General features: G+C 66.0%; 10 protein-coding genes. 5 read left to right on the forward strand and 5 right to left on the reverse strand.

Features of this window, described 5'->3' with window-relative positions; translation table 11 throughout:
* Positions 1–151 precede the first annotated feature (151 nt).
* A complete protein-coding gene (locus tag QGN32_RS11285; protein ID WP_326548648.1) occupies positions 152–748 on the forward strand; it encodes a TetR/AcrR family transcriptional regulator in 597 nt (198 codons plus the stop codon).
* Positions 749–771: 23 nt separating this feature from the next.
* On the opposite strand, the gene QGN32_RS11290 is transcribed toward QGN32_RS11285, so the two are convergent.
* Positions 772–2,373 (reverse strand): FMN-binding glutamate synthase family protein, encoded by a 1,602-nt coding sequence (locus QGN32_RS11290; protein ID WP_326548649.1) that lies wholly within the window; start codon positions 2,371–2,373, stop codon positions 772–774.
* A 153-nt stretch (positions 2,374–2,526) separates the two neighbouring features.
* On the opposite strand from QGN32_RS11290, the gene QGN32_RS11295 reads away from it, so the two are divergent.
* Positions 2,527–5,355 (forward strand): cation-translocating P-type ATPase, encoded by a 2,829-nt coding sequence (locus tag QGN32_RS11295; RefSeq protein WP_326548650.1) that lies wholly within the window; start codon positions 2,527–2,529, stop codon positions 5,353–5,355.
* Positions 5,356–5,367: 12 nt separating this feature from the next.
* On the opposite strand, the gene QGN32_RS11300 is transcribed toward QGN32_RS11295, so the two are convergent.
* From QGN32_RS11300 to QGN32_RS11310, 3 genes are all read right to left on the reverse strand, one after another.
* On the reverse strand, positions 5,368–6,660 hold the full coding sequence (locus QGN32_RS11300; RefSeq protein ID WP_326548651.1) for a hemolysin family protein: 1,293 nt from the start codon (positions 6,658–6,660) through the stop codon (positions 5,368–5,370).
* 94 nt (positions 6,661–6,754) lie between these two features.
* Positions 6,755–7,108 (reverse strand): VOC family protein, encoded by a 354-nt coding sequence (locus QGN32_RS11305; RefSeq protein WP_326548652.1) that lies wholly within the window; start codon positions 7,106–7,108, stop codon positions 6,755–6,757.
* Positions 7,109–7,199: 91 nt separating this feature from the next.
* Positions 7,200–8,192 carry an acyl-ACP desaturase gene (locus QGN32_RS11310; RefSeq protein ID WP_326548653.1) on the reverse strand — a complete coding sequence of 331 codons (993 nt, stop codon included), beginning with the start codon at positions 8,190–8,192 and terminating at the stop codon, positions 7,200–7,202.
* Positions 8,193–8,328: 136 nt separating this feature from the next.
* Here QGN32_RS11310 and otsB point away from each other — a divergent pair, with 136 nt between their 5' ends.
* Entirely contained in the window at positions 8,329–9,144 is an 816-nt protein-coding gene (gene otsB / locus QGN32_RS11315) for a trehalose-phosphatase (RefSeq protein ID WP_326548654.1), read from the forward strand.
* A gap of 236 nt (positions 9,145–9,380) precedes the next feature.
* Complete coding sequence (locus tag QGN32_RS11320) at positions 9,381–10,772, forward strand: wax ester/triacylglycerol synthase family O-acyltransferase (RefSeq protein WP_326548655.1); 1,392 nt, start codon at positions 9,381–9,383, stop codon at positions 10,770–10,772.
* A 73-nt stretch (positions 10,773–10,845) separates the two neighbouring features.
* Here the strand turns inward: QGN32_RS11320 and QGN32_RS11325 are convergent, their stop codons facing one another.
* Positions 10,846–12,147 (reverse strand): DUF2786 domain-containing protein, encoded by a 1,302-nt coding sequence (locus tag QGN32_RS11325; protein WP_326548656.1) that lies wholly within the window; start codon positions 12,145–12,147, stop codon positions 10,846–10,848.
* A 179-nt stretch (positions 12,148–12,326) separates the two neighbouring features.
* Between QGN32_RS11325 and QGN32_RS11330 the strand changes: the two genes are divergently transcribed.
* Positions 12,327–13,427, forward strand: coding sequence for a ferritin-like domain-containing protein (locus tag QGN32_RS11330; RefSeq protein WP_326548657.1), 1,101 nt, complete (start codon positions 12,327–12,329; stop codon positions 13,425–13,427).
* The last annotated feature ends 46 nt before the right edge of the window (positions 13,428–13,473 follow it).

The raw sequence follows: 13,473 nt of genomic DNA on the forward strand, positions 1-13,473 counted from the left end.
AGAAACCGCTCACCCGAGGCCCTTTCGCTCTCCGGCCGACTTGTCGGGCCTGGCGTGGCAGCTTGAGCGCGCGCATAGGCCGTCTGAAGACGGTACGGTACCGTACTGGTGGCCGCAACCGTTACGTGCGGCAGTTCGAGGAGTGCGCACAGTGTCTGAATCCGGGAAACCCTCGGGGTCGCGGTGGACCGCGCGGGAGGCCGAACTGCTGGCGATCACGCTGCAGCAACTGCAGCAACACGGATACGACCGCTTGACGGTGGAAGCCGTTGCGACGCAAGCGAAGGCCAGCAAGGCGACGGTGTATCGACGATGGCCATCGAAGGCGGACCTGGTGCTTGCCGCCTTCATCGAAGGCACCTCTGTCACCGCTGTCCCCCCGAACACCGGCTCCCTGCGAAACGATCTGCTCGCGCTCGGCGCCTCGGTGTGCCGGCAGGCGTGTGAGCACGGCAGCACCATGCGAGCCGTTCTCAACGAGATGTCGCACAACCCGGGATTGAAGCAGGCGATGCAGGACGAGTTCGTTCATCAGCGCAAGCTCGTGATCGATCAGGTCCTTGCCGACGCCGTCGCGCGCGGCGAGATCGATGAAGCGCGAATCAACGACGAAATCTACGACCTGCTGCCGGGCTACCTCGTGTTCCGTGCCCTCGTCTCCGCGCGGCCGCCGACCGAGGAGACGGTCCGGATCATGGTCGACGACGTCCTGCTGCCCAGCCTTGGGTACCACACCTCGGCGGATTGATTGTTAACCCCTTCCGGCTCAACCTATTCCGTCGCCTGATTCGGCTCAGTCGCCAGTTTCAGCGGCGCGTGCTCAACGACCTCGTCGGTCCCGGGCCGATCGTCGTATCGCGACATGTACGCGTCGATGTCGCCGACGATCTCCGGGCCGGGGGTCCCCCACCCTGGCTGGTAGCCGTACACCTCGCCGAGCGTTCGGTGCCCGCGGTCGCCGTCGAGGATCTCGACGTCCTCCGGGCCCAGCATGGCCGGGTGACGAACCCCGGCCGCCTCGGAGACCTTCAGCAGATCGCGGCGCAACGTCAGGACGTAGTTGGCCAGCCGGTGCGACTTCTGCTCCGGATCCAATCCCCGTGCCAGCCACGCGTTCTGCGTCGCGATACCGGTCGGACAGCGATCGGTGTGGCACTTCTGCGCCTGAATGCAGCCGATGGCCAGCATCGCCTCCCGCGCCACGTTGATGAGGTCGACGCCCAGGGCGAACGCCACGATCGCATTGGCGGGCAGCCCGAGCTTGCCCGACCCGACCCACGTGACCCGGTCGGTCAAACCCGCCGAAGCGAACAGCCCGTACACCCGGGCGAAGCCGACCCGGAACGGGAACGACACGTGGTCGGCGAAGACGAGCGGGGCGGCGCCGGTGCCGCCTTCGCCCCCGTCGATCGTGATGAAGTCCACGCCGCGTTGCCCGTCGGCCATCCGGTCGGCCAGTTCCTGCCAGAAGCCCATCTCCCCCACCGCCGACTTGATGCCGACGGGCAAACCCGTGGCATCGGCAACGCGCTCGATGACGTCGAGCATCTCGTCGACGTTGCGGAACGCGGTGTGCCGGGACGGGCTCGCGACGTCCTTGCCCTGCTCGACGCCACGGATCCGGGCGATCTCCGCGTTCACCTTCGCGCCCGGCAGATGACCCCCCAGGCCGGGTTTGGCGCCCTGGCTCAGCTTGAACTCGATGGCGCGGACCGGGCCGGAGCCCACGACGTCGATCAGCCGGTCGAGATCGAAGCTGCCGTGCTCGTCGCGGCAACCGAAGTAGCCGGTGCCGACCTGGAACACCAAGTCGCCACCTTGGCGATGGTGATCCGACAGACCGCCCTCGCCGGTGTTGTGCCAGAAATCGGCGATCTTGGCGCCCTTGTTGATCGCCTCGATCGCCTGGGGACTGAGCGAGCCGAACGACATCGCCGACACGTTGACCACAGACGACGGCCGGAAGGCATGCCGACGTCCGCGGGGGCCGCCGAGCACTTTTGCACCGGGCACCTCGATGTCGTGCCCGTGAATCGGCGAGGCGGGCACGACGTCGGAGAACGTGGCCTGCTTGATGATCGGGTAGGCGGCATTCTCGGTGTCGTTGTCCGTTCCGAACGCGAAGTAGTTGTTCTCCTTCTTCGCCGAGGTGTACACCCAGCGCCGCTGGTCGCGGCTGAACGGCCGCTCGGCGTCGTTGCTGGTGATGATGTACTGCCGCAATTCCGGGCCGACCGACTCCAGCAGGTACCTCGCCCGCGCGATGATCGGGAAGTTGCGACGGAGGGCGTGCTCCTTTTGCGCGAGGTCCTGCAGCGCGACGCCGACGAGGGCGGCGGCGGGAGCCAGCGCGGCCAGAGTTCGCTTCGTCATTCGGCCCACCCTTCCATTCTTGGGTCCCGCACGGGTACTGATCGCCTGCTTATGCCCCGAACCCTCGCTCAACATGCAGCACAACGGGATTGCGGTCTTCGCGCGCCTGCACGCATCTGGATGGGCTGCCTTCGCTCGCCGCCGTGATGGGGCATGATTCTTCAGGTGGGTGTGCCCATCGATACGTCGCTCGATCCGTCGATACGAGACGGCGCGGACGTCGCCCACGACTTCGCGGTAGATCCGGCGGTGGGGTTGTCGTCGACCGAGGCCGCCCGTCGGCTGAAACGCGATGGCCCCAACGAGTTGCGGTCCGAGCCACCGGTGCCGGTGTGGCGAAAGATCCTTGCGCAATTCCAGGATCCGCTGATCTATCTGCTGTTGGTCGCGGTGGTGATCTCGGTGGCGGCCTGGATGGCCGAGGGCGCCACCGGCGCGCCGGTCGACGCCATCGTCATCGCTGCGATCGTGGTGCTCAACGGCATCCTCGGGTTCGTCGAGGAGAACAAGGCTGAAACGGCCGTCGCGGCACTGCAGTCGATGACCGAGTCGACGTCGATGGTGTTGCGTGAGGGTGAGTTGCACACGGTGCCGTCGAGGGAGTTGGTGCGCGGGGACATCCTGGTGCTCAACGAGGGCGACGCCGTCGGTGCCGACGCCCGGTTGCTGACGTCGTCGGCGCTGCGCATCTCCGAGGCGTCCCTGACCGGGGAAAGTGAGTCGGTGACGAAGGACGCCATCGCCTTGGCGGAGCGTGTCCCGCTCGGCGACCGCAAAAACATGGTGTTCCGGGGCACCGCGGTGGCCCAGGGGGTAGGCCGGGCGGTCGTCACCGCGATCGGTATGGACACCGAGATGGGTTCGATCGCCGAGATGCTCGAGGCCACCGAAGAGGAACCGAGCACCCTGGAAAAGGAGCTCGCCTGGGTCAGCAAGCTGCTCGGAATCACGGTCATCGCCATCGCCGTGGTGGTCATGGTCGTGACCGCACTGGTCAACGAGGTGTCCACGGCGAGCGGTTTCGTCACCGTATTGCTGCTGGGGGTGTCGCTCGCGGTGGCGGCGGTGCCCGAGGGGTTGCCCGCCATTCTGTCCGTCGTGCTGGCCATCGGCGTGCAGCGAATGGCCCGGCGCAACGCGGTCGTCAAGAAGCTGCATTCGGTGGAGACGCTGGGTTCGGCCACCGTCATTGCCTCGGACAAGACCGGCACACTGACGAAAAGCGAGATGACGATCCAGCGCATCCGCACTGCCTCGGGCGAGGTCGAACTGACCGGCGTGGGGTACCGCCCGGAGGGCACCGCGCTGGCCGACGGGCAGGAGTTGTCCGATCCGGCGCTCACCCGCGAGGCGCGCATGGTGCTCACGGGCGGGTGCCTGGCCAACAACGCACAGCTGACATTCCGTGACGGCGACTGGGAGATCCAGGGCGATCCGACCGAGGCGGCGTTTCTGGTGGCCGCCCACAAGCTCGAGGGCGCCGTCGACCGTGCGCAGCACTTCGAGCGCCACGCCGAGGTGCCGTTCACCTCCGAACGAAAAATGATGTCCACGTTGGTCGCCGGTGAGGGTGATGGCGCCGCGGTGATGGCCAAGGGCGCACCCGATGTGCTGCTGTCGTGCTGTGTCGCGGTGCAGGTTGGTGAGCAGGTGCAACCGCTCGACGCCGACCGGCGCGCGGCCGCGCTGGCCGCCGTGGAAGAGCTGTCCGCGCAGGCGTTCCGCACGCTCGGGGTGGCCTATCGCTGGGTCGACGAGGCGGGCACGCCCGATCGGCTGGACGAAGACGACGAACACGACCTCGTCTACGTCGGCGTCGTCGGCATCATCGACCCACCCCGACCCGAGGTGGCCGATGCCGTTGCCGAGGCCCACCGGGCGGGCGTTCGGGTCATGATGATCACCGGCGATCACCCCGGCACCGCGGTGCGCATCGCCGAGGACCTCGGCATCGTCGGGTCGGGGTCCAAGGCGGTAACCGGCGTCGAACTCGGTTCGCTGTCCGACGACCGACTGCGTGAGGTGACGGCCACGACGTCGGTCTACGCCCGCGTCGCCCCGCGAAACAAACTCCAGATCGTCGACGCGCTGCAGGCCCAGGGCGAGGTCGTCGCGATGACCGGCGACGGCGTCAACGACGCTCCGGCGCTGAAGTCGGCCGACATCGGTGTGGCGATGGGGATCACCGGAACACAGGTGACCAAGGAAGCCGCGAAGATGATCCTCGCCGACGACAACTTCGCCACCATCGTCTCGGCGGTGCGCCAGGGCCGGGTCATCTTCGACAACATCAAGAAGTTCCTGCGCTATCTGCTGTCGTCGAACATCGGCGAAGTCTTCACGGTGTTCTTCGGTGTGGTGTTGGCCGGCGCCATCGGCCTGACCGCCGGCTCGGGAGACGGCATCGTGCTGCCGTTGCTGGCCACTCAGATCCTGTGGATCAATCTCGTCACCGACGCCGGTCCCGCCCTCGCCATGGGCGTGGACCCGGAGATCGACGACGTGATGGACCGGCCGCCGCGGCGGCCGACCGATCGGCTCATCGACCGCGAAATGTGGCGGGGCATCTTGTCCATCGGCTTGGTCATGGGAGCGGCCACCCTGTTGGCGATGGACATCTTTCTGCCGGGCGGTCTCATCGAGGGATCGGACTCGTTGGACGTGGCGCGCACCGCGGGGTTCACCACGCTGGTGTTCGCCCAGTTCTTCAACGCCTTCAACTCGCGCTCGGAGACAAGCAGCGCGTTCCGGCACCTGTTCAGCAACGGTTGGCTGTGGGCGTCGCTGGCCCTCGGTGTCGTCTTGCAGATCGCGGTGGTCCAAATGCCGCTTCTGCAAACCGCTTTCGGTACAGCGCCGCTGGACATCACCCATTGGGGCGTGGCGGTCGCGATGGCATCGTCAGTGCTCTGGTTCGACGAACTGCGCAAGCTGATCCTGCGCGCACGGCACCGCAGACGCATTCCCATTGGTGTCAGGTAGGCACGGCACGCGTCAGGGTTCGGTCTCGACTGCCGGCTTGCCGCGCGGCCTGAGGCGCACCTCCGTGATGGCGTTCTGTTCCGTCGCTGTCACCTCCACCGTCCACCTGCTGAGGTCGACGCGGTCGCCCGGCACGGTGGGGATGCGGCCGAGGAGAACCAGCACCAGGCCGGCGATCGTCGTGTAGTCAGCATCGGGGGCGTCGCGGACGTCGACGCCGATGTCGGGCAGGTCGTGAATGGGAAAGGTGCCGGGCACAAGCATGCTCCCGTCGGCCAGATTGCGCACCGCCTGGACGTCGGTGTCGGCTTCGTCGTAGATCTCACCGACCATCTCCTCCAGTAGGTCCTCGAGTGTGACGATGCCCTGAGAGCCGCCGTGTTCGTCGATGACGACGGCGAACTGCTCCCGGTCAGATTTGAAGCGGCGCAGCGCTTCTGAGACACGTAGGCTATCGGGAAACTGGACGACCGGCCGGGCAGCGTCGGCGACGAGGTGATCTTCGCCGAGCAGGTCCCGCAGATGCACCACGCCGACGACGTCGTCGAGGTTACGAGCCTCCACCACAGGTGCACGGGTATGCCCGCTGTCGGCCAGCGTCGTCCGGGCCTGCTCGACCGGCATGTCCGCCTCCAGCATCAACACCGACCGGCGGGGCACGACGACTTCGCGCAGCACGCGTTCGTTGATCTCCAGCGCGCCAGTAATGATCATGCGCTGTTCGACGGTCAAGCCGCGATGACCGGCGACGAGGTCCCGCAGCTCCTCCGGAGTCGGTGGCTGCTGACCGAGGTTCGGGTCACCACCGAGCAGCCGCACGACGACGTCGGTGGCCTTGCCCAGCAGCCAAACCGCCGGCCGGGAAATGGTGGCCAGCAGGTCGAGTGGGCGGGCGATCAGCATGGCCCACCGCAGCGCATGCTGCATGGCCAGCCGTTTGGGTGCCAGCTCCCCGATCACCAGGGTGACGAATGCGAGGACGACGGTGACCAGCGCCACCGCCACGGCGCGGGCGGCGGTACCGAGGAATCCCAATGCCGGCACCAACGGCTGGGCCAGCGTAACGGCCGCAGCCGCCGAAGCCAGGTACCCCGACAGCGTGATACCGAGCTGGATGGTGGCCAGAAACCGGTTAGGGTCGCGGGCGAGCGGCACCAGCGTGCGTGCCGTGCGGGTACCGCGGCGCTCCAACTGCCGAAGCTGTCCCTCTCGAAGTGAGATCAGGGCCATCTCACTGCCCGCGAAGACCGCGTTGACCAACATCAGTGCCCCGACCAAGGCCAGGCTCAACCAGTAGTCACCCATAAGGAATTGCTACTCGGTCGGCCGCGGTCACACCAGCCACTCACGGCGCGGTGGCAGAAACGTCAGTCGAGATCGTGGTGTGGCCGCGCGACTTTCACCGGTTCAACGGACGATAGAAAACCAAGCCGTTGCCTTTGTTGTCGTACACCACAGCGCGGCGTTCGTGCGCGTCGTCGTAGGGGCCTTTCACGATGCCGCCGCCGCTGGCCTCGACCGCCTTCGCCGCGGCGTCGACATCATCGGTCTTGATACCCACGACGACCTGCCCGTGTATGGGGTGATCCACCGCGGTGGCCAGTGCGAGTGTGACAGCGCCACCGTCGAGCGCCGCGAAATGGGTTCCGTCGCGGAACTTCACCGGCATCCCCAGGGTCTCGCTGTAGAACCGGATCGACTCATCCAAGTCGTCGGTCGACAAGACGATCATCCGTACTTCGTGCTCGCTCAACGGTGCCTCCTGTGTCTGCGTGCCAGCGCCTTTGGCGCGCATCCACAGTAGAACGCGGATTCGTTTCCTTGCGCCGTGACTGCCAACTCCGTCAGGCGGACGCGCTCAGCGCCTTGGCGGTGAGCTTCTCGGCCTTGCGGGCTTCGCGCTCGAGGCGACGCTGCTTGGACTCCTCGAACTTCTGTGAGGCCTCCTCGAGTTCCTCGACGAGCACACCGAGGTCGTCGCGCATCCGGGCGGCCTCGCCGGTGAAGTCGTCGCGTTCGAAGATGCGCCACTTCTTGAGCACCGGCATCACCACGTCGTCGAGGTGGATACGCGGATCGTAGACGCCGCCGACCGCGATGATCACGGCCTTGCGGCGGAACTCCGGAACGGTGTAGCCGGGCATCTTGAAGTTGCGCAGCACCCGATGCACCGACGCCATGGCTTGGTTGGGCGCGATCTCGAGACCGGCTTCGGTGATGTCGCGGTAGAAGATCATGTGCAGGTTCTCGTCGTGCGAAACCCGTTGCAGCAGTTTGTCGGCGATCGTTTCGTTGCAGGCCTTGCCCGTGTTGCGGTGTGAGACGCGGGTGGCCAGCTCCTGGAACGAGACGTAGACGACGGAGTCGAACAGGCTCTCGGCGAACAGGTCGCCCTGCTGGTTCTGGCCGGGCGAGAAACCGCGGGTGACCTGCTCGAGACGCAACTGCTCGAGCTGAACCGGATCGACCGAACGGGTCACGACGAGGTAGTCACGCAGCGCGACACTGTGCCGGTTCTCCTCGGCGGTCCAGCGATTGACCCACTGGCCCCAGGCGCCGTCCATGCTGAAGTTCATCGCGATTTCGCGGTGGTAGGACGGCAGGTTGTCCTCGGTGAGCAGGTTCTGCACCATCGCCACCTGGGCGACCTCGGACAACTGGCACTGTTCGGGATCCCAGTCCTGGCCGCCGAGGGCGTAGTAGTTCTTGCCGTCCGACCAGGGGATGTAGTCGTGCGGACGCCACTCCTTGAACATCGAGATATGCCGGTTGAGCAGTCGCTCGGCGACGGGCTCCAGCTCATGGAGTAGTTGAGCGTCGGTCAGGCCTTGGGCCATGGCCCCTCCCAGGTATCTGTGTCTAACGGTTGCAGTAAATATATCTGTGCCCCCTAGTAACATCAAGTCACCGTGCGGTGGCGATCTGTGCTCTTTCTCGCATCGGCGGGTCCCGGATTCTGGAGGAGGTCTGCGGGTGAGTACCAGCAGGGTGAGCGATCTGCGCTCAGCGGTCGGCGAGGAGGAGACGGTGCAGCGGCGGTTGGCGGGCCGCAAGCCTGCGGTCTTCCTCGACTACGACGGGGTGCTGACCCCGATCGTGGATCGGCCCGAGGACGCTTTGATGTCGGAGGACATGCGGAGGACGGTGCGGGAGTTGGCGGCCCGCTGCCCGGTCTGCATCATCACCGGCCGGGACCGCGCAGTGGCGCAGCAGCTGATGGGCGTCGATGATCTGGTCGTCGCGGGAAGCCACGGCTTCGACATCTGGACCCCGCAACAAGGCTCGATCACCGACGACCGCGTCTCCGGGTATCTCGATCTCATCACCAAGGTGACCGACCGGCTTCGTGCCGACGTCGGCTCAATACCCGGAGTTCGGATCGAACCCAAACGGGCGTCGGTCGCGGTGCACTATCGGCAAGTTGCCCCCCAGGATCGCGACCGCATCGCCGATAGCGTGCACAGGCTGCTCGCCGAACACCCCGACGAGGTCGCGCTCACACCCGGAAAGATGGTTTACGAGATCAAGCCGAACGTCGACTGGGACAAGGGCAAGGCGGTGCTGCATCTCATCGATGTGCTCGGGCTCGGCAGCGACGACGTGATCCCGCTCTATCTCGGCGACGACATCACCGACGAAGACGCGTTCCGTGCATTGCAGGATCGCGGGATCGGGATCTTCGTCGGCCGGGCCGACGATCCGGAGGTGAGCGATCGGGAAACGGCAGCGCAGTTCGTGCTCGATTCGGTCGACGAGGTGCAACGCTTCCTGGCTGGGCTGGGCCGCTGAAGGTGTCGGAACCGTTGCCGGACAACGAAATATTGCCTCTCGCTGGCGGCGCGAAGCGCTGGCCCGAGGTGCTGACATCGACCGGCAACGGCTGCGTCCCCACGCGGGCAGTATCCGAGGAGCGCCGCGAGTCGTGACGTGACGACGAGGTGGTCGGTAAACGCGGCAATCACCTGCGCGCATCCGGCCCGCAGGTGCACACTCGCGACTGCCACACTCTGGAGAGGAAGGCCGCTATGAACACAGCGATTCCTCCGCTGGATTTGGGATGGCTGTTGATCGAGTCGCCCGGAGGGGCGACGCATGTCGGAGCGATGCTGCTGTTCAAGAAGCCCCGCGGGCGTGGATCACTGGTGCGCGAGATCGTGCGGGCTTACCGCAGCTACCGGCCGCTGCCGCCGTTCAATTATGTGCCGGAAGTCATCGGCGCGGGCGCACCGCACTTCCGTGAAGCCGACGCCTGGGATCCGTATTACCACGTTCAGCACCTGTCACTGCCGGCTCAAAGTTCTTACGAAGATCTGCTGCGGCTCGTCGCGGACCTGCATGAGCCGATGCTCGACCGCCATCGTCCGCTGTTCCGGTGTTGGGTGATCGACGGGGTGCCCGGCGGCAGGTTCGCGATTTACACCAAGACCCACCACAGCATCATCGACGGGGTGTCCGGGCTGAAGAAGTTATACGCGGGGCTCAGCCTGTCGGACGAACCCTCCATCCCGGTACCGGCATTTGCACTGCCGCCCCCGAAGCCGGAGCCCAAAACGCCCTCACCCGCGCTGCGCCGGCTCACCGATGCGATTCACGCGGCCGTCGTCCAAGTCGCTGCGGTCAACCAGATCTCGCTCGGAGCGTTGCGCAAGGCTCTGAGCGCAGCGTTCGGATCGCATTTGGAGGGAAGTCTGCCATTCGTGGCCCGCCGTGCCCCCACCAATGCGCCGCCCGCACAGGCGCGCGGTTTCGCCACCTTGGCGCTGCCGTGGGAGGAGATGCACCAGATCGGCCGCCAACACGGAGCCACGCTCAACGATGTCGCAGCCACGATCATCGACCACGGTCTGCACGCCTATCTGCACGAGGCGGGCCAGCCCTACGCGCACGAGTTCATCGCTATGTGTCCGGTCTCGCTGCGCGGCGAAGGCGATAGTGCGGTGGGCACACGCGTCTCGGCGATTTTCGCGCGTCTCGGCGAGCCGGCGGCACCGATTACCGAAAGGCTGCGGCAGGTGGTCCGCTCGGTCACCACGGCGAAGACGGAACTCGGCGCGATGTCGACGGACGCGGCGATGACCTATGGAGTCGTCCTGCTCGCTCTGGCGGGAGCGGGCGCTACCACCCACCTGGAGCGCGTCGGCCACCCAGCATGCAATCTGGTGATCTCAAATGTCGCGGGCCCCAAGAAGACTCGTTACCTCAACGGCGCACAACTGATCGGGATGTTCCCGGTGTCCGCGATGGCCGCCTCGATCGGCCTGAATGTAACCTTCACCTCCTACTGCGATCACATCGATTTCGGTTTCATCGCCAATACCGCCGCGATCGGCGACGTCCATGCCCTCGCAGAACAGACCGGCAGGGCCTATGCGGAACTCAAGACGGAGACGCGACGACTGTCTGGCCGAGCCCGATGAGCACCAGGGTGGAGCGTTAGTCGGTGCCTCTGCAGCGAAGTTCGAAGAAATCCTCTCAGAGCACTGTCTCGGGCTAGCCCGCGATCGATCCCCGCACGTCGAGCACCGCCATATCGGCCGCTGCGCGCCCGGCGCCCCAGCCCGCGCCGCTGGACACTGTCACCGAGCGGGCCGTCATCGACGGGAACAGCTTATTGACGAGTTCATCGACCGCCCGGCTACTGGCCGCCAGCGCCGGAAGCAGTCGGGCGTCCTGCTTGATCTCTTCTGTGACCGATGTGCTGGTGCTGTCGAGCCGTTCGCCGATGCGCTGCGCGTACGCGACGAGAAACGATTGACGAAACGATCTGGTCCGCGTCTGCGCACCGCTGCCGTTTCGCCGTCCAGCGCCGAGCATGGCCCGATTGGCTTGCAGCAGAAGCGAGGTCGTGAGCAGTTCGACCAGGTTGAGATCGGTGTCGGAGCCGACGACGGTGACGACTCCGAGGTTCTCCGTCCATACCGCGCGGCACCGATTGGCACTGCTTACCGCTTGCACGAGCAGCACCTTGGGCGCGGCATACGGATTCTCGATCCAGATCCGTCGAGCGAGCGCCACCGGCGTCCGGCCGCGCTCGTGGTCGGCAACTGCTTCCTGTAGCGAATACCTGCTCATCAGTTCCTGCGCCTTGGCGGAAAGCGCCTCCGCTTCCTCGGCGAATTCGGTGGCCTCGGCCTTAGCGAGCAGGGCCCGCACCTTGGCGAGCGCCTTCTCGTCGACGTCGCTCACCGTCGATGGGGTGTAGCGGTAAGTGCCGGGCGGCGGTAGCAGCGCTTCAAGGGCTGGAAGTCTGCCGAGCAGATTCAGTACTCGTACCACGACGGCGAGGGCTTCGCGCCGGTCGACGCCGTTCGAGGCCGCCCAACGCCACATCTGCGGCGCCGGTCCTGCGGGACCGGCGGCGGTCGAAATATCGGCGAGATCGGCGCGCCACCGCGGGTGCAGTGACGCGACCGCATACGCCTGGGACTCGACGAGGATGGCCTCGTCGAGATATCGGCCGTCGGCCGACTTCAACTTGCGACGGGCAGCCTCGTGCAAGTCGGTTGGCGACCAGCCGTGAGCCCACGCCGCTCTGATGGCCTCGTGCACGGCGAGGTCTGCCGCGCTGTCGAGATCGCGTGCGAAGGCTCCGTACTGCCCGAGGATTTCAGCGGCGTACCGCGCCGCGTGGTCGCCGGGACGCGACGCGGCCGTACTCAACGCCAGCACGAGCGATTCGAGGAGCAGCGCCCGGTCCTGGCCCAAGCCTGAATCCACGCGTTCTCGCTCGGCGGACGCCCGCCGCCGGTTCTTCTGCTTGGCGGCCCGCTTCTCGCGGTTGCGTCTACTCATGAACCGAAGTCTGGCGAAGGGGTCCGACAACCTGCCTCAGTCGGCAAGCCACAGTTTCGCGACCGCCGGCCTAAGCAAGTAGCCTGCCCACCTGGCTTGACGGCCCCGTCCAAGGCTGAAACGATTGTGATCCGCGTCATATGACCATTCGGTCGCACCGCGCGAAGGGGTGACAGCGCATGAGCACCAGAGATAAGTACACGGACGTGCCCGAGCCCTACTCGTGGGAGGTTCCGAGCGCCGGCGACGCGCGCTTTACGTGGGAATACGACGAGGGACGTGCCCGGCTTCTTTCCCTGTACCAAAAGGGGAAGGACAAGCAGTGGGATGCCCAGTCGCGCATCGACTGGGCGCAGGACGTCGACCCGATGAACCCGATCGGGCTGCCCGACGAGTTCCATCCGCTGTTCGGCAGCCCGATGTGGGAGGCAGCAGACGATTCACGTCGCGCCGAGATGCGCCGGCACTCGCAGGCCTGGCAATTCTCGCAGTTCCTGCACGGTGAGCAGGGGGCGATGGTGTGCGCGGCCAAGATCGTCGAGGTGGTCCCGGATCTGGACGCGAAGTTCTACGCGGCCACTCAGACCATGGACGAAGCCCGGCACGTCGAGGCGTTCTCGCGATTCCTGCAGGAGAAGGTCGGCCTGGTCTACCCGATCAACAAGAACCTGACCGCGCTGCTGGAGGACACTCTGCGCGACTCGCGTTGGGACATGCCTTATCTCGGCATGCAGGTGCTTATCGAGGGGCTCGCGCTCGCCGCCTTCGGGGTTCAGCGTGACCTGGCGCAGCCTGACTCACTGGCCAAACAACTGCTGGCATATGTCATGCAGGACGAGGCCCGGCACGTCGCTTTCGGCCGAATCTCGTTGAAGGACTACTACTCCGCGCTGACTGAAGCCGAGCGGGACGAGCGTGAGGAGTTCGTCGTGGAGGCCTGCTACCTGATGCGCGACCGGTTCCGCGGCGAGGAGGTTTTCGAGACCCTCGGCCTCGACGTCCAAGCGTGCGCCGAGTGGGTGGACACGGCGCCGATGATGATCCAGTTCCGCTCCCACCTGTTCAGTCGCATCGTGCCGATCGTCAAGGACATCGGGTTGTGGGGCGACAAGGTGCAGAAGGCCTTCAGAGACATGGGTGTTCTCGACATGGCCGCCTTCGACATCGAAGCGCTGATGAAGGCCGACGAAGATCAGGCCGAAGCGCTCGACAAGGCACACGCCGAGATGGCCAGCCGGGCCGTCGAGGTGGACCAGGTGATCGCAGCAGGCGCGAGCTAACTCGCGTCGCACCACCTTCCAGCCGCATTTGCCCAGGCTCAACTAG

The organism is Mycolicibacterium sp. ND9-15 (assembly GCF_035918395.1).
Classification (GTDB): domain Bacteria; phylum Actinomycetota; class Actinomycetes; order Mycobacteriales; family Mycobacteriaceae; genus Mycobacterium.

Excerpts from the sequence above, each read along its gene's own strand:
- QGN32_RS11295 (WP_326548650.1), top strand. The coding sequence starts at position 2,527 with ATGATTCTTCAGGTGGGTGTGCCCATCGATACGTCGCTCGATCCGTCG.
- QGN32_RS11290 (WP_326548649.1), bottom strand. The coding sequence starts at position 2,373 with ATGACGAAGCGAACTCTGGCCGCGCTGGCTCCCGCCGCCGCCCTCGTC.
- QGN32_RS11320 (WP_326548655.1), top strand. The coding sequence starts at position 9,381 with ATGAACACAGCGATTCCTCCGCTGGATTTGGGATGGCTGTTGATCGAG.
- QGN32_RS11300 (WP_326548651.1), bottom strand. The coding sequence starts at position 6,660 with ATGGGTGACTACTGGTTGAGCCTGGCCTTGGTCGGGGCACTGATGTTG.
- QGN32_RS11330 (WP_326548657.1), top strand. The coding sequence starts at position 12,327 with ATGAGCACCAGAGATAAGTACACGGACGTGCCCGAGCCCTACTCGTGG.
- QGN32_RS11310 (WP_326548653.1), bottom strand. The coding sequence starts at position 8,192 with ATGGCCCAAGGCCTGACCGACGCTCAACTACTCCATGAGCTGGAGCCC.
- QGN32_RS11325 (WP_326548656.1), bottom strand. The coding sequence starts at position 12,147 with ATGAGTAGACGCAACCGCGAGAAGCGGGCCGCCAAGCAGAAGAACCGG.